Here is a 26,754-nt window from a genome sequence, read left to right on the forward strand (position 1 = left end):
ATGTACACCTCGGGGTGGCCGAAGAACCAGAACAAGTGCTGATACAGCAGCACACCGCCGTTGGCGGGATCGTAGATGTGCGCGCCGAGGTGGCGGTCGGCCGCCAGCCCGAACAGCGCGGCGGTCAGCAACGGGAAGGCCAGCAGCACCAGGATCGACGTCACCAGGATGTTCCAGGTGAAGATCGGCATCCGGAACATCGTCATACCGGGTGCGCGCATGCACACCACGGTGGTGATCATGTTGACCCCGCCGAGGATGGTGCCCAGACCGGCCACGGCCAGGCCCATGATCCACAGGTCACCGCCGGCGCCCGGTGAATGCATGGCGTTGCTCAGCGGCGCATAGGCCGTCCAGCCGAAGTCGGCCGCGCCACCGGGGGTGATGAAGCCCGCGATCGCGATGAGCCCGCCGAACAGGAACAGCCAGTACGAGAATGCGTTGAGCCGCGGAAACGCCACGTCGGGGGCGCCGATCTGCAGCGGCAGCACCAGGTTGGCGAACCCGAACACGATCGGCGTCGCATAGAACAGCAGCATGATTGTGCCGTGCATGGTGAACAGCTGGTTGTACTGCTCATTGGACAGGAACTGCAGCCCCGGCATCGCCAGCTCGCCCCTGATGAACAGGGCCATCAACCCGCCGATGAAGAAGAACACGAAGCAGGTGACCACGTACATGATGCCGATCAGCTTGTGATCGGTCGTGGTGATGAGCTTGTAGATCAGCGTGCCCTTCGGGCCCATTCGGGCCGGGAACGGGCGACGTACCTCCAGCTGAGGAACCGAGGTCACTTCGGCGGTCACGTAACGCTCCCTTCGGCGCGGGGCCAGGGGTCATGTACCCAAATCTCGTGACCTCGATCTTAGGTAGCGCCGAAGCGGACCGAAAGCCATTCGGCGAAGCGGCGCGGCCGCGCCGGTCAGCCGGCCGCGTTCACAGGTGTCCCGTCGTCGCTGTGCATGCCGTACGGCACCGCCGTCAGCATCGTGACCGACAGCTCGGTTCCATTCGGTGTCCGGAAGCTGCGCTGCTCACCGGGGCGGGCACCGAGGATGGCCGCGCCCAGCGGCGACTGAGTGGAGTACACCTCGATGTCGCCGTGTTCGGCGCTGCGCACGCCGAGCAGGAACGTCTCGATCTCGGCGGTGTCGTCGAACCGCACCGTGACGACCATGCCCGGTTCGGCGATACCGTCGTCCGGCGGATCCTCACCGACGACAGCGTTGATGAGCATCTCGTGGATCTGCTGGATACGAGCTTGACGTGCCCGCTTGATCGCGCTGGCGTTTTCGTCGGCGTCTTCGTCGCCGACCGCGTTCGCGCACAGCTCGCGCAGTGTGGCGAGCTCCTCTTGCAACCGCTCGTAGGCCGCCCGCGAGATCCAGATCCGCTGCGCACTTGTCATTTTTCGGTCCTTCCGTGCAATCAAGCTGGGAGTCGGCCGGCTGCCGAGTCGATGGCGCCCTCGTAGGGCGTGGCTTCCAGGAGCGTCACTCGTAACTCCTTACCGGTGGGGGCCTCATACGTTCGCCGATCCCCCGGCCGTGCGCCGAGGATCGCGACGCCCAGCGGCGACCGCGGCGAGTAGACCTCGATCTCGGCGGGTTCGATACCGCGGATCCCGAGCAGGAACGTCTCGGTGTCACCGGTGTCGTCGTAGCGGATGGTCAAGACCATGCCCGGCTCAGCCACGCCATCGTCGGGCGGGTTCTCGCCAACGACGGCGTTCGCGAGCAGGTCTTCGATCCGGTGGATCCGGTTGGACCGCATTCGGTCCTCCGCCGTACGGGCGGCGTCATCGTCGGTGGCGTCGTCGGACACCTCGGGTCGATGTTTGGCCCTCAGCTCGGCCAGTTCGGCCTGCAGTTTGATGTAGGCACGGCGCGTCATCCAGACGCGGTCGGTGCTCGTCATGCTCGTCATGTTCGGTCCTTTCTCGAAGGGTGTTGCCGTCAGGGGCGGGCCACGGGCTGTGGCAGCGCCGCCCCTGACGACTCGCCGTGCCCCGCGAGGGGCAGAAAAGTCGTGTGCTTGCTCGGCCTATGCGACCGCGCGGCGGAGCGGATCGAAGGGCCGCAGCGCTTCGGGTTGCTTGCCGGTCGTGATCTGTTCGGCCAGGAGCCGGCCGGTGACCGGACCGTGAGCCAGTCCCCACATGCCGTGCCCGCCCGCCACGTAGACGTTGCGCGACATCTCACCGATCAGCGGTCTGCCGTCCGGGGTGATCGGCCGCGGACCCACCCAGATGTCGCTGCGTTCGGCCCACCTGACTCCCTCCAGGAGTGGGCTCGCCGAGTCGACGATCGCGCCGACGCGCTCGGGGATCGCCGGTTCGTGCGGATCGCGCAACTCCATCGTGCCTGCCACTCGCAGCGCACCCTTGTACGGCGTACACGCGATGCGTGCATCCGGCAGATAGATCGGTCCGGGGATGGGTCGATCCACCGGCACGGTGAACGAGTAACCGCGACCGGACTCTACGGGCACGCGCAGCCGGTGCCCCGCCAGCCGCGACATCCACGCGCCGGTGGCGATCACCGCGCTGTCGGCGGTCAGATGTTTGCCGCTGTAGGGCTGCACCACCACGCCGTTGCCGGAACTGAACACGCCCCGCACGTCATGGGTCAGGATGCTTCCGCCACGCTCCTCGACCGCACGGCCCAGGGCTTGCACGAAACGGCCAGGGTCGACGAAGCGCTGGCCGTTGATGTTGATGCCGGCGGTGATCGCGGGCGAAGCCAGGGGCACCTGCTCGCGCAACGCCTCACCGGACAAGCCGGTGACGAACAGCTCCTGCCCGGCGCGTTCGAGGGCACGCAGTTCGCGCATCGTCTTCTCGGCGTCGTCGGTGGTGCGGAAGATCGCGGTGATCGGGGCGTCGGTCACCGGGGCGTCCACCCCGTTCGAGATCAAGACGTCGAAAGCCTCGATGCATTCCTGGTTCAGCGGCACGTTGGCCGCCACCGCCTGGTTCCACACCGACGAACGAGAGTTCGCGGCGAACTGGATCAGAAACAGCCACAACGCACCGTCGATGGTCAAAGGGATGTGCAGGGGGGCGTTGCGGTCACGCAACGAGCGCAGGCCGTACCGCAGCGTCTTCGGCGAGTTCAACGGCAGCGTCAGCGCGGGCGCGACCCATCCGGCGTTGCCCCACGAGGCGCCTGCGGCGACCCCGCTGCGGTCCACGACGGTGACGTCGACACCGCGCTCCTGCAGGAACCACGCCGTGGACAAGCCGACGATGCCGGCGCCGACCACGATCGCAGACCGCGGTCCACCGTCAATCCGCTCGCCGCCGACCATTGCCATCCCTCCATCACTGAAAAAGTCTGTTCGTTGACTCCATGGTCGGCCGGACGAGTGCGTTCCGACTTGCCCGTGCAGGACAATCGGCCGGGTCGCCGTTGTGGCGATCCGACAATGACCTGGTCGGGCCGGTCCGATCGTGGCGGCTCAGTCGGTGTCGATCGCGGCGAGTTCGATCATCATGGCGAGGCGCTTGCGGGCGTCCTCCAGCGGCAGATCGGTGATCTCCCCCATTTTGCGCAGGCGGTACCGCACGGTGTTCTCGTGGACGCCCAGGCGCAGCCCTGCCTGGGCGGGATCACCCAGCGCCTCCAGATACGCCCGCAACGTCGGGATGTACTCGGAGGCGTGGTCCTGGTCGTGGCGGCGCAGTTCGGCGACCGGTCCCCTGTCTGGCGTACGTCCCGCGCGTGCGGCGGTCCGAAGACGCTGCAGCAGGATCTCGTCCCATGACTCGTCGTAGGCGGGCGGCACGGCGTCATTCGGCCCGACCTCGTGCAGCGCCAGGCATTCGTCGGCCTCCTGCCGTGCCGCTGGCAGGTCGACGGCCACGGCCGCCTTGCTGATGCCGGCCACCACCATCACCCGGTCCGGCAGCGCTGCCTTCAACGCGTCGACCCACTTGCGGGCGCCTGCGACCCGTTCGCCCGGCATCAACGTGTAGAGCGTGTTGCCCGCCAGCGCACTGCGACCCGGACGCGACCAACCGAAGCCGGCGGTCGCGCGTTCGAAGGCCAGCAGCAGCGCCGCATCCCGTTCACCGTCGATCGACGCCTGCACGGCGATGACCCGCGCCGGCCCCTGCGACAGCCCCAACCTGCTGGCCGACGCTGCGGCGTCGGCACTTCCGTCGAGTAGCCGCAGCACCAGATCGGATTCGACCTGCCGTTCGAGATCGGCACTGGCGCGCGAGCGCAACAGGTGAAGGGCGACGGTCCTGGCATTGTCGGTCAGCGCCGTTAGTTCGGGATCCACCAACGGCTTCGGGGACGAGACCCACACCGCACCCATCAGCTCTCGACCCGACCGCACCGCGACCACCGTGCGGCCCGACAGGCCCTGATCGGCGTTGGGCGCGACGAACATCGGATCGTCCGAGGACGTGAGATGGGTGAACACGCCTTGCGACGCGAAGTATTCACGCAACCACTCCGGCGCTTGCCGGTTCATGATCGTCGCGACGCGGGCGCGGTCGGCGTTCTCCTGCATCGTCGAGTACGCGAGCACGCGTGACAGCGGGTCCTCGATGGTCACCGCGCCGCCAGCCGACTCGGCCAAGCTGTCGGCAAGCGCGAACAAATCCGTTGGGCCGCGGCCGGATTCCGTTTCCCGGCCTTCCAGCACCAGCCCGTAGACGATGGCAGAGAGTTCGCTCCACGGCACCGCCGGATCGACGACCATCACCGCGACGCCCTCGACCATGCCGGCGAATGTCGTGTCGTTGTCGCCGTCTCGAAGCAACACCACCATCGCGCGCGCCGAAACCGCCCATCGCAGCGCCTCGTTGACCGTTCGCGCGCCGATCGCCAGCAGCACGTCACCGGTGATCGTGCGGCCCTCGGTGACCTCGTGCATCACCACGCTGCCCAATTCCGTCGAGCGCGGGATCGGGCAGAAGCGCAGGCGCACGCCGTAGCTCCCCAGCACGTTGACCAGTCGGTCCAAGGTGACCACGGGCCGACGTTACCGCGCTGTCAGGAGAGCGGGGGTTTCACTCGTCAGGTCGAGACGACTCCCCGCAGACCCTCCGCCCCAAAGAGCGGCTCGAGCATCGACGAGTAGTCGGGTCCACGCCGCACCAACTGACCGCCGTCGACGTTGATGACCTGACCGGTGATGAAGCTGGCGGCATCGCTGAGCAGGAAGAGCGAGGCATTGGCGATGTCCTCCACCTCACCGGGCCGCGGCAACGGCGTGCAGGCGGCGTAGTCGCCGCTGAGCTCCGGGGATTCGAGTACCGGTGCGACGAGCTCGGTGCGGATCAAGCCGGGGCGGATGCAGTTCACGCGCACCCAGGAGGCGCCGAGTTCGTCGGCGGCGAGCTGCATCATGTGGTCGATGCCCGCCTTGGAAACGCCGTATGCGCCGAACCAGCGGTGCGTGTTGCTCGCTGCGATCGACGAGATGCCGATGAACGATCCGCCGCCACCGCGCACCAGTTCGCGCGCCGAGTGCTTGAGCACGTACATGGTGCCGTTGATGTTCAAATCGACGGTGCGTCGCCACAGTTCGGAATCGATCTGGGTGATCGGCCCGATCGTCTCGCTGCCACCTGCACAGTGCACGACACCGTAGAGGCGGCCGGTCCACGCCGTGGTGGCCTCGACGACCCGTTCCACCTCGTCCTCGTTCGTCACGTCGGCCGGCTCGTAGAGCACGGAACCGGGGCCGCCCTGGGCCTTGATCTCGTCGGCCGCGCTGGACAGCCTGTCGGCGTTGCGGCCGACGAGCATCGCGTTACCGCCGGCGGCCACCACAGCGGCAGCCACACCCTTACCGATGCCGCTGCCGCCGCCCGTCACCAACACCGTCCGACCCGTCAGGGACAACTCCACCGCAAACCCCTTCGCTACCGCTAGAACAGGTTCTAGTTATACGTCACGGCACGTCACGGCGGGCGGGCTTCGGCGGGCCGAGTGTGCGCCAGTCCGGCACATTCGGCGGCAGCCCGACCGGGTAGCGGTTCTCGTTGTGCGCCGCCCAGTGCGCGTGTCCGAGTTCGTGAATGTGGAACGCGTGGCGCAGCGCCTCGGTGAAGCCCATCGCATCCGCGGCGGCGTTGACCGAATCCTTGATGAGCAACGCCGCCATCGTCGGGCGCTCGGCGATCCGGCGGGCGAATTCGAGTGTCTTGTCCTCAAGTTCATCGCGCGCGAAGATCTTCGACACCATGCCGAGGCGGTACGCCTCATCGGCGTCGATCGAATCACCGGTCAGCAGAAGCTCTTTGGCCTTCCGAGCGCCGAATTCCCATGGATGCGCGTAGTACTCGACGCCGGGCATTCCCATCCGCACGCCCACCACGTCGCTGAACTTGGCATCGTCGGCAGCGACGATCAGATCGCACGCCCAGATGAGCATGAGCCCGGCCGATATCGCATTTCCCTGCACCTGGGCGATCGTGATCTTCCGCAGATCCCGCCACCGGCGCGTGTTCTCGAAGAAGAAGTGCCACTCCTGCAGATACGTGCGCTCGGCGATCGCCGGCACGGTGGCGCCGTGCGATTGAAACGTCGGATGCTGAGCCGGGCCCGGCGTTCGCTCCAGCATCGCCTCTTCCGACCCGAGATCGTGGCCCGCCGAGAAGTTCTTGCCGCGCGCGGCCAGGATCACCACCCGCACAGTGTCGTCGGCCTCCGCGCGGCCGAACGCCTCGTCCAACTGCACCAACAATGTGCGGGACTGGGCGTTCTGCGCGTCCGGACGATTCAGCCAGATGCGGGCGATCTGGCCGTCGTCGAGGGTTTCGTACGTCACCTGTTGCGCTGCACCGCCTCCGGCATCGGCGCTCGTCAGATCAGGGCTCGCCATCGCGGATCACCTCGCTTGTAGTTCGACCACCTGCACATTACGGTGCGCCCCGCATCGCTTTATCGCCGGTGCCGCAGCAACCTGGCAGTCGATTCACAGATGCCATTCGCGCGTCCTTCGGTGCGGCGTATTCCGTTGCTGGGTAAGGCTGTCACGGCCCAACCGGCACTCGTGGCGCTAACCACCTTCGGCGGTTCGGGGCCTGCCAACGGTGCAAAGATGCACGAATCAACCGATCGGCTCCTAGAATCGCGGAATGGCGAATTATTCGGTCCCGCTCCGGAGACTCGTTCTCACCGGCGCTTTCATAGTCGCGGCCGCGGCAGGTCCCATGGCCGCACTGCATGTCGCGTCGGAACCGAGCGCTGCACTGGCTCAGGGCTGCCAGGGGGGTGAGGAGCAAGACCAATTCACCATGACGTGTGTGCCGTTCATGGTCCCGAACTCGCCGCCTCTTTTCCAAACCACCGCGGCGAACCCGGATGTCCCGGAGATTCAAGGTATCCCCTGCATCGGGCACAACGCCGGGGCCTGTCTGGGGTTGGCCGAGGACGAAGCCGCGGCCGGCCCACCCGCGCAGCCTCGCTCCACCATCAGCGCCAGCCCGTAGTCGGGCAGGTCGGCCATTTTGCGAAGCTGTGCAGAAAGCTTTCGGCTTCCATAGAATCCCTGCCAAGAGCACGGTTGATCACTACAGAAAGCGTGACAATGGCGAGCTTGAAGTCCCCTGTACAACGGCTGATCCTTGCCGGCGGCTTCGCGGTTGCGATCGCCGCGGCACCGGTGGTCTCCGTCTTCGCAACACCCACGGCCCCGGTTGCGCCGCAGGCTCAAGGCTGCTCGGGCGGGGAGGAACCGGACCAGTTCACCGGCAACTGCGTACCCCACACGGTGCCCAACGCCGGCTCGGTGTTCACCACACAACCCGGTAACCCCGACGTCCCCGAGGTCATGGGCATCCCGTGCATCGGCCACAACCAGGGCGGCTGCATCGGCCTGGCAGAGGAGGCCCAGGCGCAGACGGTGACACCGCCCCCGGCTCCCGTCTTCAGCCACAGCCCCTAGTCAAAGGGGTTAACCGACCGGCGCGGTCTCCCTTTCGCATACAGTTGTCGTATGCCTGCGAAATCAGATCCCGCTGAGCTCGGCGACGTCGAACCCCTCGCCGACAGCACCGCCCGCCAGGCGCGACGCGTCGTCGCCGCGTACGCGAAGGACGCCGACGAATGCCGGGTGTTCCTCTCGATGCTCGGCATTGGGCCCTCGAAACTCGAGGCGTAAGTGACTTCAGGGGACGGTCCACGGGCCGACTCCGGCAGCGCCGATTTCGTGGTGGTGGCCAACCGCCTGCCGATCGACATGGAGCGGCTACCTGACGGCAGCACCACCTGGAAGAGAAGTCCGGGCGGATTGGTCACGGCCCTGGAACCGTTGCTCCGCCGTCGGCGCGGGGCGTGGATCGGTTGGCCCGGTGTACCCGACGCCGACGACGAGCCGATCCAACAGGACGACATGACCCTGTGCCCGGTCAAGCTGTCCGCCGACGACGTCGCGAAGTATTACGAAGGCTTCTCGAACGCGACCCTGTGGCCGCTCTACCACGATGTGATCGTCAAGCCGATCTACCACCGGGAGTGGTGGGACACCTACGTGGTGGTGAACCGGCGCTTCGCGGAAGCCACCGCAAAACACGCCGCGCACGGCGCGACCGTGTGGATCCAGGACTACCAACTGCAGTTGGTGCCCAAGATGCTGCGCATGCTGCGTCCGGACCTCACCATCGGGTTCTTTCTGCACATCCCGTTCCCGCCGGTCGAGTTGTTCATGCAGATGCCGTGGCGCACCGAGATCATCGAAGGCCTGCTCGGTGCGGATCTGGTCGGGTTTCATCTGCCCGGCGGTGCGCAGAACTTCCTCATCCTGGCCCGAAGGCTGGTCGGCGCCAACACTTCTCGAGCCACGATCGGGGTCCGGTCACGGTTCGGTGAGGTGAGTTTCGGCTTCCGCACGGTGAAGGTCGGCGCCTTCCCCATCTCGATCGACTCGACCTCGCTCGACCAGCAGGCACGGTCCCGGTCGATCCGCCAGCGCGCCAAGGAGATCCGCGCCGAGTTGGGCAACCCCCGCAAGATCCTTCTGGGTGTGGACCGTCTCGACTACACGAAGGGCATCGACGTCCGGCTCAGGGCGTTGTCGGAACTGCTCGCCGAGGGCCGGGCCAGCCGCGAGGACACCGTGCTCGTCCAGCTTGCGACACCCAGTCGGGAGCGGGTCGAGAGCTATATCGAGATGCGCCAGGACATCGAACGTCAGGTCGGCCACATCAACGGCGAATACGGTGAGGTCGGCCATCCGATCGTGCACTATCTACACCGCCCGGTGCCGCGCGAGGAGTTGATCGCGTTCTTCGTCGCGGCCGACGTCATGCTGGTGACCCCGCTGCGCGACGGCATGAACCTCGTCGCCAAGGAGTACGTGGCGTGTCGCAGCGATCTGGGCGGCGCGTTGGTTCTCAGCGAGTTCACCGGTGCGGCAGCGGAATTGCGTCAGGCCTACCTGGCCAATCCGCATCATCTCGAGGGTGTCAAGGACGCCATCGAGGCCGCGTTGAACCAAGCGCCGGAAGAGGGCAGGCGCCGCATGCGGGCGCTGCGCAGACAGGTGCTCGCACACGACGTCGACCGGTGGGCGCGGGCGTTCCTCGATGCGCTGGCTTCCACGGAGTCCGCCGACGGGCGGTCCTGAAGCCAGTTACCTGCTCCCGATTAAATCGGGGTGATGTACTGGATCAGCCACTTGCCGTCGACCTTTTGATAGTCGACCCGCAGGCGGCTGCCGTCGTAGATGGGTTCCTTGGACTTGTCGGTGACGGTGCGGTTCAAATACACCATCACCGAAGCCGATTCACGATGCGCGTCGAGCACGCCGACCCCGACGACGTGCGCTTGGCTGACCAACTGGCGTTCGCGCGCCTGCGGGATGATGTCCTTGTCCGCGCGATCGCGGAACTCCTGGCGGTAATCCGGGGTGAGCATCGGGTAGACCTCGTTGAGCGTGCGCTCCACGGTCTGGTAGTCGTAGCCGAACACCTTCGGGATCTGGCGCTCGGCCAACGGAGCCAACTCGCTGCGCGCGGCCAGCTCGCCGCGCTGCTCCACGCGGTTCCAGTAGAGCCAGCCACCGACACCGGCCGACGCCACGAACGCGACTGCCAACAGAACCGACAGCGCGCCGACGATCCGCGCGGTCCACGGCGACTTGGTGCTAGTTGACGGTGCGGGCATCAGTTCCCACCGTCGGGGTATTTCAGGTCGTAGGCCGTCATGTGCCCGTTGTCGTCCTCGTGCACGATGACCCGCAACCGATACGGTTGCGACGGCTGGTTGTTGCCGTCCAGGTCGGTCACGGTGACCCGCGCGGACACCAACACCGCGGCGTTGTTCGCGACCTCGTCGATCTTCTCCAAGGCCGCGCCGTTGATCACGGCTTCGGCGCTGGCGTTGGTGTCGCGGAACAGCATTTTGAGGTTCTCGGTGTTGTTGCCTTCGGTCATCATCGCGCGAAGCGGTCCGCTGGTGCTGTTGACGAACCGGTCGACGCTCTGGTCGATGGTGTCCTGCTCGTAGCTGAACATGTTCACCACCAGCTGCGAGGCCGTGTCGACGAAGCGCTGCTCGCGCGCCAGCGTCGCGTCGGTGTCGCGCTGCGCAGCGACCATCAACGCGCCCAGCCCCACCAGCACGGCCGTGGCGGCGGCGGCAGCAGCCAGGAAGACCGTCGCGACGAGCTTGCGGTTGGGTTGCCTGCGGGGCGGCGGGGCCGCCGGCTTCGTCAGCCGGACCGTGACCGGTTTGGGCGCCTCGACCCGAACGGCCGTCGCCGTGGACTCACCGCTCGCCGGGCCTGCCGCCCGCGATGCCCGCCGACGCCGCCCCGACCTCGACCTGGTCTGCGCCGGTGCCGTCTCGCTCGTCACTTCGCTCGAGCTCACCGAAGCCGAACCTCCGTCATTACGCCTGCCTTGGGGCCAACATCAGATCGACCCAGTTTTCTGCAGGCGCCAGTTTGTCAGTCGCGGCCGCGATGACGCCAGTTCCGCCCTCGGGGTCGACGAACTGCCCGTTCTGGTCGTATGTCGTGAAACGGGGACCGGTCGATCCCGTCGCCATCGGTGGCGCCTCCGCGGGCAGCGGCGGACCCGCCGGTGGCGGAGACCCAGGCGGCGCCGGAGGCGGCGGAACGATGCCTGCCGGCGGGGGCGGTGGTGTGCGGCCGTACGGCGGCACCACGTGGTCCGGCGGGCTGAAGAACGGCCACGCGGGCGGCAGGCTCGGCGGGACCTCGTTCGGCGGCACCGGGAGTGGGAACGGCGCATGCGGCGCGGGACCGGGACCCGGCGGAACGCCGGGCGGCAGCTGCACCGCCGGTGGGCCGGGGTCCGGGTCCACCTGCGGCGGGATGTAGGGGAACTTGTTGGGCGGCAGGATGTTGCGGCCGTCCTCGGGGGTGTCGTCCTCCATCACGTCCATCGGTGTTCCGAGCGGCACCGGCGGACCACGCCACGGGTTGTTGCCGATGGGGACGTAACCGCGCGGGTCGCGGCACAGCTGCACGGTCGGCGCACGCTTGCCAGGGAACTCCTGGCAGGGGTAGTTGCGCGCGCCGCGAACGACGGACGGATCGTTGTGCGGCGTCTTGCAGTACAGGTCCTTGGGCAGTTCGCGCAGCGTCTCGTCCGCCGGGCTGCGCATCTCGCTCGGTGGCACGAACCCAGTCAGGCACGGTGGCGGGTCTTGAAGGTGGATCTTGAAGTCGAGCTTGCCGCCTTCGTCTGCAGGCACGCCGCCGGCCACGGTCAGCAATGCTGCCACCAGCGCCGGGAAGACCACCAGTGAGTGCTCGAGCGACTTGCGGTATATGACGCCGATGCGGCCGAAGTTCGCCAGGTTGGCGGCCAGCACCGGGAACGACGGCCGGATACCGCTGAACAGCTCGTTGGCCTCGGCCGTCGCCCCGGGCACGGTCTGCAGCGTCGCGCGCAACTGCGGGTCGGCGTTGGCCACCTCGGTGGTGAAGCGCGCCAGCCCGTCGGCCAGCGAGCGAATGTCGTCGCCGCTGCGGATCTGCGCGTCGAGGAATGGACCGACCTGGTCGATGAGCTGATTCACCTGGCCGTAGTTGGCGTTGGCCTCGTCGACGAGCATCCGCGCCGACTGGATCATCCGCGCCAGTTCGGGTCCGGACCCGTTGAACGCCTTGAAGGTCTCGCGCAGCAGTTGCTGGATGCGGCTGTCCCCGACACTCGTGACGAGCGCCTGCGCCTCCTCCAGCAGACCCGCAATGTCTTGTCCGATCGCCGTGCGATCGACCCCGATGTTGGAGCCGTCGCGCAGCGTGGCGCTCGACGCGTCCGCGGGAGGCACCAGGTCGACGTACTGTTCGCCGACCGCGGACACGCTCTTGACCGTGGCGGTCACGTTCTCCGGTACGGGTGTGCCGCTGTTGAGGCGCATCTTGGCGACGACGCCGTCATCGGAGAGACCGACCGACTCGACCCGGCCGATCGTCACCCCGCGGTATGTGACGTTCGCGTTTTCGTACAGCCCGCCTGCGGCGACGAAATTCGCGGTCGCTCGGTAGGTGCCGATGCCGACCGCGGCCGGTAGCTGCAGATAGAAGATCGAGATCGCGCCCACCGTCAGCACGGTGACGATCGCGAAAATCGAAAGCTGGATATGAGTAAGGCGCGACAGCATCTAGGGCCCCTCCCCGTGCTGCGTCGCCGTGCCCGGCGGAATCTCGAACGGGTCAGCGGCCTGTCCGGAAAGGTTGGCCAACGAGCCGGTCATGAAATCGGGCGGGGTGATTACCTCGTGCATTCGCTTCATGTTCGGATCCAATCCCCACGACGTCGTGAAGACGGACTCACCGGTACGCCGCAGCGTCAGATCGAATGTGGTGTACACGTTGAGGTAGTCGCCACGCACTGCGTTCCTCAAGTACTTGTAGTGGAAGGGGAATGTCGGCAGGAATTCGAGGTCCTTGATCAGATAGTCCGCGTTGTCGTTGAAGGACTTCACCACCGGGTAGAGATCCTTGAAATCCGCCGCGAAGTCATCCTTGGTCTGCTCCAGGACACGGGACGCGATGGTGGCGAAGCTCCGCAGCGCCGTGAAGGCCTCGACGATGTTGGCGCGGTTGTCGTTGAGCACCTGCAACGCCGTGGGTAGGCGGTCGAGTGTCAGCCCGAGGTTGTCCTTGCTACGCGCGAGGATCCCGGCGAACCGGTCCAACCCCTCCATGGCGGCGATGATGTCGTTCGTTTGGCGGTCCAGCGAGCTGGTCAGTTCGGCGAGCCGCGGGATCAGGTCGACGAACGAGCCCTGCCGTCCGGCGATCGCGTTGTACGTCTCGTCCGTGATGTCTTGCAGCGCACCGAGATTGCCCTTGTTGACCACGACGCCGAGAGTGGACAGAACTTCCTCGGTGGTCGGATAGCGGCCGGTCCGGTCCAGCGGGATGTGCGAGCCGTTCTTGAGCTTCCCGACGCCGGGGCCGTCGGCGGGTGCGGCCAGTTCGATGTGTTGCGAACCGAGCAGCGAGGTCTGCGCCACCTTCGCGGTCGCGTTCTCGGGCAGGTTGACGTTCTCGTCCAGCGACAACTGGACCGCGGCGTAGTACGTACCGTCGGAACGCTGCACGGCTTCGATACCCGACACGCTTCCGACGGTGACGTCGTCGACCATCACCGGCGAGTTCTGCGGCAGCGTCGACACATCGGGCAGTTCCACGGTGATCTCGTAGGAACCGGGGCCGTGCCCGGCGGTGCCCGGCATGTTCAGGGAGTTGAGCCCGCCGAACGAGCAGCCGGCCAGAAGCACGGCCAGCGACGCTATCGCCACGATCTTGCGGATCACGGTGCACCTCCACCTGGCAGCGGGGCGGGCATCGGCCCGGGGGCGACGGGTTCGCCGGCCTCGGACGGGCTCTCCGCCGAACCTTGGGAGTCCGCGAGCGGAGCTTCAACGATCGGTCCACCGACATGCGCGGCGCCGGGAGCCACGTCGGGCGCAGGGGGCACCATGAGCGAACTGAGGTCCATATCCGCCGATATCTGCGGCGGTGTCACACCTGGGGCGCTATTCCACTGCAGATACGGAACCGGAGTTTCCGCTTTTGCCTCGGTGGCGGGAGAGTCATAGATGATCTGGCCCTTGTACGCGGTGATGCTGTTGATCGGGTGGAACAGCAGCGGTGGGAAGTTCATCGCGATACGCTTGAAAACCGGACCCATACGCTGCCGGCAGATCTCCGTGCGCTTGAAGTTGTCCGGTTTAGGGGCCGCCTCGAATGAGCCGCCGCAGATGAACTGCACCGGGTTGGCGAAATTCGGCAGCGTCAGCAGGCCGCCCACGGTGCCCTGGGCCGGGTTATAGATGTTGTAGAAGTTCGATAGCCCGTTTGGTGAAACGTGCAGGACTTGCTCGATGTCCTCGCTGCGCTCGGTCAGGATGCTCGTGAAGTCGGCCAGCTTGGTGACCTGGTCGATCAGCGCGCTGTTGCTCTCGTTGAGGAAGCCCCTCACGTCGCCCAGCGCCTGGTTCAACGTGGCGAGCGTGTTGTCCAGGCCCGCCGAACTGTCCGCGAGCACCTGCGATACCGACGCAACGTGGTTGGAGAACTGCACGATCTGCTCGTTGCTGTTCGACAGCGCATTGACCAGTACCTGCAGGTTGCGGATTGTGCCGAACAGGTCGGTGCGCGAGTCGCCGAGCCGGCCCGCGGTCTGCGAGAGCTCCCGCAGCGCCTTGCGGAACGTGTCCCCGTTTCCGTCGAAGGTGTCTGCGGCCTGGTTGACGACGACCGACAGCGGGCCCTGCATCGAACCGGGTTTGGGTCCGAGTTGCGCGCTCAGTGCGGTGAGCTGTTCTTTGACCTCGTCCCACTCGACCGGTACCGCGGTGCGGTCGAGTCCGATCTCCGCGCCGTCGGCCATCGCCGTGCCACCGGTGTAGGCCGGTGTGAGCTGAACGAACCTGGCCGACACCAGATTCGGTGCGATCACGAGCGCCTTGGCATCCGCCGGGACCTGGATCCCGTGATCCAGCGTCATCGTGACCTTCACGTCGCCGACCCGCGGCTCGATCGAGTCGACCCTGCCGACGGGGACCCCCACGATGCGGACCTCGTCGCCCGGATAGAGCCCGACCGCCGAGGTGAAGTACGCCGTCACCTTGTTACCGGACCGGGTCGGCCACACCAGGAACACCCCGACGGCGAGCGTGATCACCAGCAGGGCGGCCAGCGTCGGCCGCAACCAGCCGCTGCGGATCAAGGTCGAAGTCGCTTGCGTCACGGTGACTTCGGCCTGATGATCAGGCGCTCGGAGATGTACCCGCGCAGATAGTCGGCAAGGCTGTCCGGAAGCTTTCCCGGCTGGAAGTAGGAATCGAGCAGCACTTCAGCCAGGGGTGCGGGCGGCAGCCCATACAGGTTGACCTGGAAGCCCGGGCCGGCCCCGACCACCTCGCCGAGCGTCGTGGCGTACGGCGGCAGCCGCTTGAGCGCTTCGCTGATGTGTTCGCGCCGCTCGAGGAGGTTGTCGAGCACCAGGTTGAGCTTCTCCAGCGCGGGCCTGAACTCACGGCGGTTGTCGGCGACGAAACCGGAAAGCTGTTCTGACACATCGTCGATGCCGGCGATCAGATTGCTCAGCGCCTGGCGCCGTTCGTCGAGCGCGGCGAACAGCCGGTTGCCGTCGACGATCAGCTGGTTCACCTGTCCGGCGCGCCGCGCCAGCGTGTCGGAGACCCGCTTGGCGTGGCCGAGCAGCTGCGCGAGCGCCTCGTCACGTTTGTTCAGGCTGCGCGACAGGTTCGCCACCCCGTCCAGCGCACCCCGCAGATGCGGGGTGGCGTTGCGGAGCGAGTCGGTGATCGCCTGCAGCGCCTGCTCGAACCGCGGCTTGTCCAGCTCGCCCGCGGTCTGCCCGAGGTCCTGCAACGCCGTGGCCAACGTGTACGGAGTCGTGGTGCGCGCCAACGGAATGACCGTCGCCTCACCCGTTCCCTGCGGAGTCACCGCCAACGACTTCTCACCGAGCACCGTGTCGGTCTTGATCGCGACCATCGACTGGTCGCCCACCCTGATGTCACGGTCGACCGTGAACAGCACCTTGGCCGCGTCTCCTGCCAGCTCGACAACGGTGACCTTGCCGACCTTGATGCCCGACACGTTGACGTCGTTGCCAGGGATGATGCCGCCCGCGTCGCTGAAGTACGCCTCGTAGGGTTTGCCCTGCGGGAAGAACGGCAGGCTGCTGTAGCCGAACGACACCAGCACCAGGCATGCCACCAGGAAGATCCCGAAGATGCCCTTGCGCAACGGATTCGAATCACCGGCTCTACTCGACATTCGGCGCGCACCTCCCCTTCGACGGATCGGGCGGACCACCCAGCGGAATCAGGATGTCACTGCCCGCAGGACCGTTGACCTTCAATCGTGTCGAACAGTAGAAGATGCTGAAGAACGAACCGTAGGCGCCAAGAGCGTTGAGCCGCATATAGTTCTCGGCCAAGGGCTCGATCGTCTTGTTGACATCGGCCTTGCGCTCGTCGAGCCGCTGCGCCAGAGGTCGCACGTTCTCAATGACCCCCTGGACGGGCCTGCGTGACTTCCGCAGCATGTCGGTCAGATCATTCTCCGCCGACGCGAGCGGCTCGATGGCACCGGCGATCGGATCGCGGCCTTCGGCCAGACCCGTGATGAGCTGCTGCAGTTGGTCGACGCTGGCGTCGAACTGCGAACCCTTCTCGTCGACGGTCGCCAGCACGGTGTTCAGGTGGCCGATGACGTCACCGATGAGCTGGTCTCTAGCCGCCAGGTTCTGGGCGAACGCACTGGTGGTCGACAACAGGTTCGACAGCGCACCGCCCCCGCCCTGCAACAGCTCGATCACCGCGTTGCTGACCTCGTTGACCTTCTGACCGTCGAGACCCCTGAGCACCGGCCGAAGGCCGCCCAGCAGCGCGTCTAGATCGAGCGCGGGTTGGGTGTTCTCCTTGGGAATCGTGCTGCCGGCCGGCAACTTTCGCAGTTCGCCGGGCCCGGAGGCTATCTCGAGATACCGGTCCCCCACCAGGTTCTCGTAGCGGACCACCGCGCGCGTCGAGGTGTAGAGCTGGTAGCGCTTGTCGACATCGAAGGAGACATCGACCGTGTTGTCGGGGTTGAGCTTGACGTCACCGACGGTACCGACCGGGACACCGGCGATCCGAACGTCCTGGCCAGCCTTCAACCTGGAGGCGTCGGTGAAGGTCGCGTGATAGCCCTTCTCCGCGGTGAACCGGAATTCGCCGAAGACAACCACCAGCATCGCGGCCACCAGGAGCATGACCACGGTGAAGATGCTCACGCTGAGCAACGTCTTGTCGCCGCGCATCAGGGCCTCCGCTTCTTCGCGCAAGCGTCCCCCGCGCGCGGGCGGTACCCCCACATCAGAAGTCATCCCGTTCCGCGAACGCCCCGTTGAACAGCCACTGCAGCGTCGACGGCGCGTCGAACTGCAACTCGGTGTTCGGTTGGTACGGGACATAAGCATTGTCGGTCACCAGGAACGGCGTGCGATACCAGGACCCGCCGAATTGCTTGTTCGGGACTTCAGGGAGACCACGGCAGTTCGGGCCACCGGTGCCGTTCACGATCGGGAGGCTCTCGGGATACGTGTACGCCGGTGAACCGGGGAGAAAATTCGAGGCGACGAACAGACCCGGTCGGATTCCGCCGATAATGGGGGCGAACCGGTCCACCGCCTGGGCAGTGCCCTTCAGCAGGCAACCGAACATCGGTGAGTACTCACCGACCACCTTTAGTGGCACACGGAGTCGTTGGATCGCCGCGATGTAGTCGTCTTCGGCGGGTTGGAGGGTGGCGGTGCCGTTGTTGGCGAGGCCGGTCGCGGCCAACAGCGTCGCGTTGAGATTGTCCTTCTCGTCGACGATCGTGTCGCTGATCGCGGGTGCGTTGTCGATGATCCGAGCCAGATCCGGACCGGCATCGCCGTAGATGTTGGCCACCACCGCGGTCTTGCGCAGGTCCTCCTGCAGCGTGGGCAGCTTCGGATTGAGTTGCTGCAGGTAGTAATTCAGCCCGGCGAGCAACGCGCCGACATCGTCACCGTTGCCGCGCATGCCTTCTGCCACCGCGCTCAGCGTGGCGTTCAGGTTGATCGGGTCGATCTTGTTGAGCACGTCGCTCAACGTCTGAAACAGCGTGTTGACCTCGAGCTGCACATCCTTGGCGGCCACGGTCGCGCCGGCCTTCAGCTGCTGACCCGACGGCTGCGCCGGCGGCAGGAACTCGACGGACTTAGCGCCGAAAACCGTCGTGCTGCCGATGCGCACATTGGCGTTGGAGGGGATGTAGCGCATCTCGGTGCGGTTGATGGCCAACGTCAGCTTGGCTTCGTCGCCGGCGTACTCGATCGACTCGACCTTGCCGATCTGCACGCCCCGGTACTTGACCTTGGCGTCGCGCTCCATCACCAGACCCGCGCGGGGAGCAGTGACGCTCACGGTGTCCACCGGCGTGAAGGCCGCCGTGTAGGCCAGGTAGGTGAACACCGTCGCCGCGATCAGGATCGCGGCGAGGATCGCCGCGGCGATCCTCACGTGGCTGCGCTTGGCCTCGGTATCAGACATCGTCCCCGCCTACCCGGAGAGGTTGAAGTTGCCGGACGCGCCGTAGACGGCGAGTGAGATGAACAGGGTGATGGTGACGACGACGATCAGTGAGGTCCGCACGGCCTGGCCGACCGCGATGCCGACACCGACCGGACCGCCCGATGCGTTGTAGCCGTAGTAGGTGTGCACCAGCATGACCGCGATGGCCATGACTATTGCCTGAAGGAAGGACCACAGCAGGTCCGTCGGCACCAGGAAGGTGTTGAAGTAGTGGTCGTAGAGGCCCGAGGACTGCTTGTTGATGAACACGGTGGTGAATCGGGCGGCGAAGAACGCGGCGAGCACCGACAGTGAGTAGAGCGGGATGATCGCGACCATGCCCGCCATCAGCCGGGTGGACACCAGGTAGGACACCGAGTGCACGGCCATCGACTCGACCGCGTCGATCTCCTCGGAGACCCGCATGGCGCCCAGTTGAGCGGTGGTGCCCGCGCCGATCGTCGCCGCCAGCGCGATGCCCGCGATCACCGGGGCGACGATGCGCACGTTGAGGAAGGCCGACAGGAAGCCGGTCAACGCCTCGATGCCGATATTGCCCAGTGAGCTGTAGCCCTGAACGGCGATGACGCCGCCGGAGGCCAGGGTCAGGAAGGCGGCGACGCCGACCGTGCCGCCGATCATCACCAGCGCGCCGGTGCCCATCGTCATCTCGGCGATGTTGCGGACCGTCTCCTTGCGGTACCGCCGCACCGCGTTGGGCAGGTAGCGCATCGTCTCGCCGTAGAACAGCGCCTGCTCGCCGATGTTGTCGACGATCTTCGGCACACCGCTGAAGAAGCGCCGGAAGCTAAGCGTGACGTCGTAGCTCATCGCAGCCCTTTGCTCTTCACGCAAGCGTTCATCGCTCGAGCACCCTCACGCCGATCGCGGTCATCACGACGTTGATCACGAACAGGCAGATGAACGCGTAGACGACGGTCTCGTTGACCGCAGTGCCCACGCCCTTGGGGCCTCCCTTGACGGTCAGCCCGCGATAGCAGCCCACCAGTCCGGCCACCACCCCGAACAACAGAGCCTTGATCTCGGCCATGACGAGCTCACCGAGGCCCGTCAACACCGTCAGCCCGTTGATGAACGCGCCGGGGTTGACGCCCTGCAGGAAGACCGAGAACACGTAACCACCGGACAGGCCGATCAGGCAGACCAGGCCGTTGAGCAGCAGCGCCACGAACGTCGAGGCGAGCACGCGCGGCACCACCAGCCGCTGGATGGGGTCGATGCCCAGCACCCGCATGGCGTCGATCTCCTCGCGGATGGTGCGCGCACCCAGGTCCGCGCAGATGGCGGTCGCACCGGCGCCCGCCACCACCAGCACGGTCACCACGGGCCCGAGCTGGGTGATGGTGCCGAAGGCGGTACCCGCGCCGGACAGGTCGGCGGCGCCGATCTCGCGCAGAAGGATGTTGAGGGTGAACGCGACCAGCACCGTGAAAGGAATGGCCACCAGCAGGGTCGGAACGAGCGAAACCCGCGCGATCATCCAGGTCTGGTCGAGGAACTCACGGAACTAAACGGCCGCCGGAACGTCTTGGCGAACGTGTCAAACGACATCTCGACGAACCCGCCCACGGCCCGTGCCGGTGCCGCGAGCTGTTCGATCAACCTTTGCTCCGTTCTCGGGGGAAGGGATGTTCGGCGCGTCGTCTTCGTGGCGAAGAGGTGAAATACGTTGTCACGGCGGACTTCCCACCCCTTGGCTAAGCGTTGCTCTCGGTGAGCCGGATCATACTAACTAGAACACGTTCGGAGTGTCAAAGCTCCGAAAATGGAGTCACAAATGTGATTTTTGTGCTGGCCAAGGCAAGTGTGACCCAGCTCATTCTAGAACGTGTTCTAGTCAAGCTCGGACGTAACGAACGAGACCGTCAGTCTTACTGATTCATCAGCGCGGTGGCCGAGAAACCCTTCTGCAAATCGCGTCCAGCAAAGTACTCCTGGAGGGTTGCCGACAGCTTCGAGGGGTCCCAGGCATCGGCCTCGGCGCTGAATTGTGCCTCGACCGTCGGCGCTGCCACCAGTGTCACCGTAGGACCGTAGACGATGAAGAGCTGACCGTTGACCCCTTCGGCCGCCGACGAGGCCAGGAAGCGCACCAGGTTCACGACGTGGTCGGGCGACAGCGGGTCGATCTGGCCCTCGGTCAACTCCGGCGCTTCGCCGAACACGTCCGCGGTCATCGCGGTGCGGGCGCGGGGCGCGATGGCGTTGGCCCGCACACCGTAGCGTTCCAGCGCACGGGCCATCGACAGCGTCAACGCGGTGATCCCGGCCTTGGCGGCGCCGTAGTTGGCCTGCCCGACCGGCCCCACCAGCCCGGCTTCCGACGAGGTGTTGATGACCCGGCCGTAGACCTGGCCGTCGTTTTCTTTCGCTTTCGCGCGCCAGTAGGTGGCCGCGTTGCGGGTCAACAGGAAGTGCCCGCGCAGGTGCACGGCGATCACCGCATCCCAGTCCTCGTCGGACATGTTGAACAGCATGCGGTCGCGGGTGATGCCCGCGTTGTTGACGACGATGCCGAGGCCGCCGAGTCCGTCGGCCGTTTCGACCAGTTCGTCGGCGGTCGAGCGCTCGCTGATGTCGCCCGCCACCGCGACGCCCTTGGCACCCGCCGCGGAGATCTCGTCGAGCACGTCGGACTTGTCGAGCGCGGGGGCGATGTCGTTGACGACGATCGTCGCGCCCGCCCGGGCAAGGCCGATGGCCTCCGCGCGTCCCAGCCCTGCCGCCGCGCCGGTTACCACCGCCACGCGGCCGGACAGGTCGTTGGGGTCTGTACTCATGCCACTCCTCGGATGCCCGCGTGCGTCGTCAATTTATGAATACCTCTAGTCGCGGCGAAGCAGCGCCGCTCTCGGGCACTCCGCGATGGACTGCTCGGCCAGGTCCTCCTGGTCGGCGGGTACCGGATCGAGCTTGACCACCGCGTAATCGTCCTCGTCGAGATCGAACAGGGCGGGCGCGATTCCCACGCAAACGGCGTTGCCTTCGCACCGGTCCCGGTCCACTTCCACCCTCATCACAACCTCCTCGCGGTCAAAGCTGCTCCGAGCCCAGTGTGGCACCGGCCTGGACCCCAAGACTAGAACGTGTTACAACCGGGAGGGAATCGGGGCTGGCTCCCGGTATGCCATTTCGTGCCTCTAGAGAAGTTAGGACAAGGCGATGCGGATCGGCTACACCCCAGAGCAGGAAGAGCTGCGCCGCGAGCTGCGCTCCTACTTCACCAAGCTGATGACGCCCGAGCGCGCAGAGGCGCTGGCATCTAACGAGGGCGAGATGGGACGCGGCAACGTCTACCGCGAGACCGTCGCGCAGATGGGCAAGGACGGCTGGCTGACCTTGTCCTGGCCCAAGGAGTTCGGCGGCCAGGAGCGCCCTCCCATCGACGGGTTGATCTTCAACGACGAGGCCGCGATCGCGAATGTCCCGGTGCCGTTCCTGACGATCAACAGCGTCGCGCCGACGATCATGCACTTCGGCACCGAGGAGCAGAAGAAGTTCTTTCTCCCCAAGATCGCGGCGGGGGATCTGCACTTCTCGATCGGCTACTCCGAACCCGGCGCAGGCACCGACTTGGCGTCGCTGCGCACCACTGCGGTCCGCGACGGCGACGACTACGTCATCAACGGCCAGAAGATGTGGACGAGCCTGATCGCCTACGCGGACTACGTGTGGCTGGCCGCGCGCACCAATCCCGAGGCCAAAAAGCACCGCGGAATCTCGATGCTGATCGTCCCCACCACCGCCGAGGGGTTCTCCTGGACGCCGGTGCACACCATGGCCGGTGTCGACACCAGCGCCACCTATTACCAGGACGTCCGGGTGCCGGCGACCAACCTGGTCGGTGAGGAGAACGCCGGCTGGAAGCTGGTGACCAACCAGCTCAACCACGAGCGGGTCGCACTGGTGTCCGCTCAACCGATCTTCCTGGCGCTCAACGGGGTTCGCGAGTGGGCGCAGAACACCAAGGATGTGCACGGCAAGCGGTTGATCGACTCCGAGTGGGTGCAGCTGAACCTGGCCCGGGTGCACGCCAAGGCCGAGGTGCTCAAGCTGATCAACTGGGAACTGGCGTCCGCCGACGACGCCGCGCCCTCACCCGCGGACGCGTCGGCGGCCAAGGTGTACGGCACCGAACTGGCCACCGAGGCCTACCGCCTGCTGATGGAGGTGCTGGGCACCGCGGCCACGCTGCGTCCTGGCACGCCGGGGGCCCTGCTGCGCGGGCGGATCGAACGGATGCACCGCAGCTGCCTGATCCTGACGTTCGGCGGCGGCACGAACGAGATTCAGCGCGACATCATCGGCATGGTCGCGCTCGGCCTGCCCCGAGTGAACCGATAGGACTCGACATGGACTTCAGGACAACCGAAGCGTCAGAGGATCTCGGCGGACTGGTCCGCACGATCGTCGACTCCGTCGTGACCCCCGAGCGCCAGCGCGAACTGGACCGCCTCGAGCAACGGTTCGACAAAACGCTGTGGGGCAAGCTGATCGAGGCCGACGTGCTCTCTGCTGCCGCTCCGGAGTCGGTGGGCGGCGGCGGATTCGGGGTGCTCGAACAGGTGGCGATCCTGGTCGCGCTCGGCAGGCAGTTGTCCGCGGTGCCATACCTCGAGTCGGTCGTACTGGGCGCCGGCGCGCTGGCCAGGTTCGCCCCGGAGGCACTGCAGCAGGAGTGGGCGGTGCCCGCGATCAAGGGCGACAAGGTCCTCACCGTCGCGCTCGACGGCGAGATGGGTCAGGGCCCGGTGCAGGCGCAGTCCTCCGGTGCGGGCTACCGGCTCACCGGATCCCGCACCCAGGTCCCCTACGGTCCGGTCGCCGATGCGTTCCTGATCCCCGCCGAAACGGACTCGGGCCTCAAGGTTTTCCTGGTGGCGGCCACCGACCCCGGCGTGACGGTCGAGTCGTTGAGCACCACCGGTCACGGCAGCGTCGCTCACGTAGAACTGCAGGGCACCGAAGTCGATGCCGGCCGGGTCGTCGGCGACGGTGACGTCGCGGCGTGGCTGACCGTGCGGGCCGCGCTGGGCCGCAGCGCCTTTCAGCTCGGAGCGCTCGAACGCGCGCTGGAGCTCACCGCGGAGTACGCCCGCGAACGCGAACAGTTCGACCGGCCGATCGGCAGCTTCCAGGCGGTGTCGTCACGACTGGCTGACGGCTACATCGACGTCAAGGCCCTGCGGTTGACCCTGACCCAGGCCGCATGGCGGCTCTCCGAAGATCTGCCCGCCGACGTCGACGTCAGCACCGCCGCGTTCTGGGCCGCGGATGCCGGCCACCGCGTCGCCCACACCACCGTGCACGTGCACGGCGGAGTCGGGATCGACATCGACCACCCTGTGCACCGATATTTCCTGGCGGCCAAGCAGACCGAGTTCGCGGTGGGCGGCGCGACGGGTCAACTGCTGCGCATCGGTCGGGAGCTGGCCGATACGCCCGCGTGATGTGAACAGGCTGCCCACGGTCGCCGAACTGCTGGCGCCGCTGGTCGACATCGACGATCGCGGAGTGCTTTTCGAGGAGACCTTCACGCCCTGGCGAGAGCACCTGCGGTACGCCGCGGCCGTCGCCGCCGCGTTGCGGGTCCGTCTCGATCCGGACCGGCCCCCTCACGTCGGGGTGCTGCTGCAGAACACGCCGTTCTTCTCGGCGGTCCTGGCCGCCGCGGGGTTGACCGGGATCGTGCCGGTCGGCCTCAACCCCGTCCGCCGGGGAGCGGCGCTGCAGCGCGACATCGCGCATGCCGATTGCCAATTGGTGCTTGCCGATTCGGGTGCGCGAGACATCATCGACGGCATCGACCACATCGATGTCGACTCTGCCGAATGGGCGGCCGAGGTGGCGGCGTTCGCCGATGAGCCGGTCGTCGTGCGCGAGGCCGATCCCGCGGACCTGTTCATGCTGATCTACACATCGGGTACGAGCGGTGATCCGAAGGCCGTCAAATGTAGCCACGGCAAGGTCGCGGTGGCGGGAGTGACGATGACACAGCGCTTCGACCTCGGACCCCGCGATGTCTGCTACGTGTCGATGCCCCTGTTTCACTCGAACGCGGTACTGGTCGGGTGGGCGGTGGCGCTGGCGTCACAGGGCTCTCTGGCGTTGCGCCGCAAGTTCTCCGCCTCACAGTTCCTGCCCGATGTCCGTCGCTTCGGTGCGACCTATGCGAACTACGTCGGAAAGCCGCTGTCGTATGTCCTCACGACACCCGAGCGCCCCGACGACGCGGACAATCCGTTGCGAGCCGTGTACGGCAACGAGGGTGCGCCCGCCGATGTCGAGCGGTTCGCGACGCGGTTCGGCACGGTGGTGATGGACGGCTTCGGCTCCACCGAGGGTGGTATCGCGATCGCCCGCACGCCCGACACTCCGCCCGGCTCGCTGGGCCCACTCCCGCCGGGGACCGAGATCGTCGATGTCGATACCGGCGAACCGTGCCCGCCCGGTGTCACCGGTGAGCTCGTCAACGTCTCGGACGCAGGGCGTTTCGAGGGCTATTACAACGACCCGGAGGCCGACGCGGAGCGGATGCGCGGCGGCGTGTACCACAGCGGCGACTTGGCCTACCGCGACGAGAACGGCTTCGCCTACTTCGCGGGCCGCCTCGGCGACTGGATGCGCGTGGACGGCGAAAACCTCGGCGCGGCACCGATCGAGCGGGTGCTGCTGCGGCACCCCCACGTCGTGGAGGTCGCGGTCTACGGGATACCCGCGCCGGATGTCGGTGACCAGGTGATGGCCGCGCTGACCCTCACTGAAGGTGTGGCCTTCGACGTCGATGCCTTCCGCGAATTCCTCTGCGACCAAACCGATCTCGGTCCCAAGCAGTGGCCCGCCTTCGTACGGGTCAGCACGGCGCTACCCCGCACGGAGACGTTCAAGGTGATCAAACGGCAGCTGGCGGCCGAGGGCACCGACTGCTCCGATCCCGTGTACCCGATTTCGCGCTAGCGCTGGTGGGTGACCCCTCCTGCGCCGAACGTGGCGTCGTGTCACGCAGTCCGCGAATTAGCGTGACTCGAGCCCACGCTCGGCCGGGAAGCTAGTTTCCGCGGATGCCGTCGAGCCGGCGCGTGGCCTCCTCGAAGCCCTCCACCAACTCGGCGATGATGTCGGCGACCGGGCGAATCTCGTTCATCCGCCCCACGATCTGGCCGACCGGCATTGCCACGGTGTCGGGGTTGTCCGACTCGTTCATGCGCTGATGCGCCTCGCTGACGAGGATGTTCTGCAGCGGCATCGGCAACGGCTCGGGAGCGTCGGGCGCATCCCAGGCGTCGGTCCATTTCGTCTTGAGCAGACGGGCGGGCTTGCCGGTGTAGATCCGCCGGCGCACGGTGTCGGCCGACGTCGCCCGCAGTAGCCCCTCCTGGATCGTCGAGATGCCGCCGGGCTTGCGGTGGCCGAGGTCGTACTCGGCCGCCGTCAGGAACGCCGAACCCATCCACACCCCGGAAGCGCCGAGCGCCAGCGCCGCGGCCACCTGCCTGCCGGTGCCGATACCGCCGGCGGCCAACACCGGGGCCTTACCGCCAAGCGCGTCAACGATTTCCGGCCACAGCACCATCGAGCCGATCTCACCGGTGTGGCCGCCGGCCTCATGCCCCTGCGCCACCACGATGTCGACGCCGTTGTCCACATGGCGCTGCGCGTGCTTGGCGCTGCCGGCCAGGGCCGCGACCGGGACTCCCGCGGTGTGCACCTGGTCGATGACGTCCTTCGGCGGCGAGCCGAGCGCGTTGGCGATCAGCTTGATCGGATGCTTGAGCGCCACCTCGACGTGCGAGCGCGCCACGGAGTGCAGCCAGCCGAGGACGCCCTCGTTACGGTCCCCGTCCTCCGGCAGCGGCGGAACCCCGAGATCGGCGAGCGTCTTGTCGACGAAGTCGCGATGGCTCTGCGGGATCAGCTTGTTGATGTCGACCGCCGTGCCCTCCTGGGGCACCTTGGCGGGCATCACCACGTCGACGCCGTAGGGCTTGCCGTCGGTGTTCTCGTCCATCCAGCAGAGCACGTCTTCGAGATCGTCTGCCGAGTTGAACCGCACGCAGCCCAGCACGCCCAAACCGCCCGCCTTGCTGACAGCTGCGGCGACCTTCTCCGATGGCGTGAAGACGAAGATCGGGTAGTCGATGCCGAACCGACCGCACAGCTCGGTGCGCAT

The 26,754-nt window shown here is 66.6% G+C and carries 26 protein-coding genes and 1 pseudogene; 7 read left to right on the top strand and 20 right to left on the bottom strand.

What is annotated here, in order from left to right:
• The 7 genes from A5759_RS14690 to A5759_RS14720 form a co-directional block, all read right to left on the bottom strand.
• Window positions 1-746 (bottom strand): cbb3-type cytochrome c oxidase subunit I (locus tag A5759_RS14690; protein ID WP_369816210.1); only part of this gene is annotated, 746 nt, incomplete at its 3' end.
• Window positions 747-922: 176 nt separating this feature from the next.
• Window positions 923-1,408 carry a GreA/GreB family elongation factor gene (locus tag A5759_RS14695; RefSeq protein ID WP_064419369.1) on the bottom strand — a complete coding sequence of 162 codons (486 nt, stop codon included), beginning with the start codon at window positions 1,406-1,408 and terminating at the stop codon, window positions 923-925.
• Between the two features lie 20 nt (window positions 1,409-1,428).
• Entirely contained in the window at window positions 1,429-1,917 is a 489-nt protein-coding gene (locus tag A5759_RS14700; protein WP_066841243.1) for a GreA/GreB family elongation factor, read from the bottom strand.
• Window positions 1,918-2,043: 126 nt separating this feature from the next.
• A complete protein-coding gene (locus A5759_RS14705; protein ID WP_064419368.1) occupies window positions 2,044-3,309 on the bottom strand; it encodes an FAD-binding oxidoreductase in 1,266 nt (421 codons plus the stop codon).
• 150 nt (window positions 3,310-3,459) lie between these two features.
• A complete protein-coding gene (locus tag A5759_RS14710) occupies window positions 3,460-4,986 on the bottom strand; it encodes a CdaR family transcriptional regulator (protein ID WP_064419367.1) in 1,527 nt (508 codons plus the stop codon).
• 44 nt (window positions 4,987-5,030) lie between these two features.
• Complete coding sequence (locus A5759_RS14715; protein ID WP_064419366.1) at window positions 5,031-5,867, bottom strand: SDR family oxidoreductase; 837 nt, start codon at window positions 5,865-5,867, stop codon at window positions 5,031-5,033.
• A 43-nt stretch (window positions 5,868-5,910) separates the two neighbouring features.
• Complete coding sequence (locus A5759_RS14720; protein WP_064419365.1) at window positions 5,911-6,843, bottom strand: enoyl-CoA hydratase; 933 nt, start codon at window positions 6,841-6,843, stop codon at window positions 5,911-5,913.
• 331 nt (window positions 6,844-7,174) lie between these two features.
• Here A5759_RS14720 and A5759_RS14725 point away from each other — a divergent pair, with 331 nt between their 5' ends.
• The 4 genes from A5759_RS14725 (at window position 7,175) to A5759_RS14735 (ending at window position 9,588) form a co-directional block, all read left to right on the top strand.
• Window positions 7,175-7,453: a hypothetical protein gene (locus A5759_RS14725; RefSeq protein WP_231984641.1), complete on the top strand. Its 279-nt coding sequence runs from the start codon at window positions 7,175-7,177 to the stop codon at window positions 7,451-7,453.
• Window positions 7,454-7,551: 98 nt separating this feature from the next.
• The gene (locus A5759_RS14730; RefSeq protein WP_064419363.1) at window positions 7,552-7,908 is read left to right on the top strand and encodes a hypothetical protein; all 357 of its coding nucleotides are present in this window, start codon (window positions 7,552-7,554) and stop codon (window positions 7,906-7,908) included.
• 51 nt (window positions 7,909-7,959) lie between these two features.
• Entirely contained in the window at window positions 7,960-8,124 is a 165-nt protein-coding gene (locus tag A5759_RS25955) for a hypothetical protein (RefSeq protein WP_090279904.1), read from the top strand.
• Window positions 8,125-9,588, top strand: coding sequence for a trehalose-6-phosphate synthase (locus A5759_RS14735; protein WP_064419362.1), 1,464 nt, complete (start codon window positions 8,125-8,127; stop codon window positions 9,586-9,588).
• 20 nt (window positions 9,589-9,608) lie between these two features.
• Here the strand turns inward: A5759_RS14735 and A5759_RS14740 are convergent, their stop codons facing one another.
• The 12 genes and pseudogenes from A5759_RS14740 to A5759_RS14795 form a co-directional block, all read right to left on the bottom strand.
• Window positions 9,609-10,127: a hypothetical protein gene (locus A5759_RS14740; protein WP_064419361.1), complete on the bottom strand. Its 519-nt coding sequence runs from the start codon at window positions 10,125-10,127 to the stop codon at window positions 9,609-9,611.
• Window positions 10,127-10,819, bottom strand: coding sequence for a hypothetical protein (locus tag A5759_RS14745; protein ID WP_064419360.1), 693 nt, complete (start codon window positions 10,817-10,819; stop codon window positions 10,127-10,129). Before A5759_RS14745 ends, A5759_RS14740 begins: the two co-directional genes overlap by 1 nt.
• 34 nt (window positions 10,820-10,853) lie before the next feature.
• Entirely contained in the window at window positions 10,854-12,599 is a 1,746-nt protein-coding gene (locus A5759_RS14750) for a virulence factor Mce family protein (protein ID WP_064419359.1), read from the bottom strand.
• Window positions 12,600-13,760 (bottom strand): MCE family protein, encoded by a 1,161-nt coding sequence (locus A5759_RS14755; RefSeq protein WP_064419358.1) that lies wholly within the window; start codon window positions 13,758-13,760, stop codon window positions 12,600-12,602.
• Window positions 13,757-15,199 carry an MCE family protein gene (locus tag A5759_RS14760; RefSeq protein ID WP_064419357.1) on the bottom strand — a complete coding sequence of 481 codons (1,443 nt, stop codon included), beginning with the start codon at window positions 15,197-15,199 and terminating at the stop codon, window positions 13,757-13,759. Before A5759_RS14760 ends, A5759_RS14755 begins: the two co-directional genes overlap by 4 nt.
• Window positions 15,196-16,257 (bottom strand): MCE family protein, encoded by a 1,062-nt coding sequence (locus A5759_RS14765; RefSeq protein WP_066841043.1) that lies wholly within the window; start codon window positions 16,255-16,257, stop codon window positions 15,196-15,198. The genes A5759_RS14760 and A5759_RS14765 overlap by 4 nt, the downstream gene beginning before the upstream one ends.
• Window positions 16,247-17,284: an MCE family protein gene (locus tag A5759_RS14770; RefSeq protein WP_068199192.1), complete on the bottom strand. Its 1,038-nt coding sequence runs from the start codon at window positions 17,282-17,284 to the stop codon at window positions 16,247-16,249. Before A5759_RS14770 ends, A5759_RS14765 begins: the two co-directional genes overlap by 11 nt.
• Before the next feature lie 55 nt (window positions 17,285-17,339).
• The gene (locus A5759_RS14775; protein WP_064419355.1) at window positions 17,340-18,542 is read right to left on the bottom strand and encodes an MCE family protein; all 1,203 of its coding nucleotides are present in this window, start codon (window positions 18,540-18,542) and stop codon (window positions 17,340-17,342) included.
• A 9-nt stretch (window positions 18,543-18,551) separates the two neighbouring features.
• Window positions 18,552-19,394 (bottom strand): ABC transporter permease, encoded by an 843-nt coding sequence (locus A5759_RS14780; protein WP_064419354.1) that lies wholly within the window; start codon window positions 19,392-19,394, stop codon window positions 18,552-18,554.
• A 28-nt stretch (window positions 19,395-19,422) separates the two neighbouring features.
• Window positions 19,423-20,186: pseudogene (locus tag A5759_RS14785) on the bottom strand (ABC transporter permease).
• 269 nt (window positions 20,187-20,455) lie between these two features.
• The gene (locus A5759_RS14790; RefSeq protein ID WP_064419353.1) at window positions 20,456-21,364 is read right to left on the bottom strand and encodes a 3-oxoacyl-ACP reductase; all 909 of its coding nucleotides are present in this window, start codon (window positions 21,362-21,364) and stop codon (window positions 20,456-20,458) included.
• Window positions 21,365-21,409: 45 nt separating this feature from the next.
• The gene (locus A5759_RS14795) at window positions 21,410-21,601 is read right to left on the bottom strand and encodes a ferredoxin (protein WP_064419352.1); all 192 of its coding nucleotides are present in this window, start codon (window positions 21,599-21,601) and stop codon (window positions 21,410-21,412) included.
• Between the two features lie 145 nt (window positions 21,602-21,746).
• On the opposite strand from A5759_RS14795, the gene A5759_RS14800 reads away from it, so the two are divergent.
• From A5759_RS14800 to fadD17, 3 genes are read left to right on the top strand one after another with little or no spacing between them, the layout of a single operon-like run.
• Window positions 21,747-22,928 carry an acyl-CoA dehydrogenase family protein gene (locus A5759_RS14800; RefSeq protein ID WP_064419351.1) on the top strand — a complete coding sequence of 394 codons (1,182 nt, stop codon included), beginning with the start codon at window positions 21,747-21,749 and terminating at the stop codon, window positions 22,926-22,928.
• An 8-nt stretch (window positions 22,929-22,936) separates the two neighbouring features.
• Window positions 22,937-24,034 carry an acyl-CoA dehydrogenase family protein gene (locus tag A5759_RS14805; protein WP_068198970.1) on the top strand — a complete coding sequence of 366 codons (1,098 nt, stop codon included), beginning with the start codon at window positions 22,937-22,939 and terminating at the stop codon, window positions 24,032-24,034.
• 1 nt (window position 24,035) lies between these two features.
• Window positions 24,036-25,541, top strand: coding sequence for a long-chain-fatty-acid--CoA ligase FadD17 (gene fadD17 / locus A5759_RS14810; RefSeq protein ID WP_068198972.1), 1,506 nt, complete (start codon window positions 24,036-24,038; stop codon window positions 25,539-25,541).
• 91 nt (window positions 25,542-25,632) lie between these two features.
• Here the strand turns inward: fadD17 and A5759_RS14815 are convergent, their stop codons facing one another.
• Entirely contained in the window at window positions 25,633-26,754 is a 1,122-nt protein-coding gene (locus A5759_RS14815; protein WP_064425078.1) for a nitronate monooxygenase family protein, read from the bottom strand.

The organism is Mycobacterium sp. 852014-52144_SCH5372336 (assembly GCF_001665615.1).
Taxonomy (GTDB): Bacteria; Actinomycetota; Actinomycetes; order Mycobacteriales; family Mycobacteriaceae; genus Mycobacterium; species Mycobacterium neumannii_A.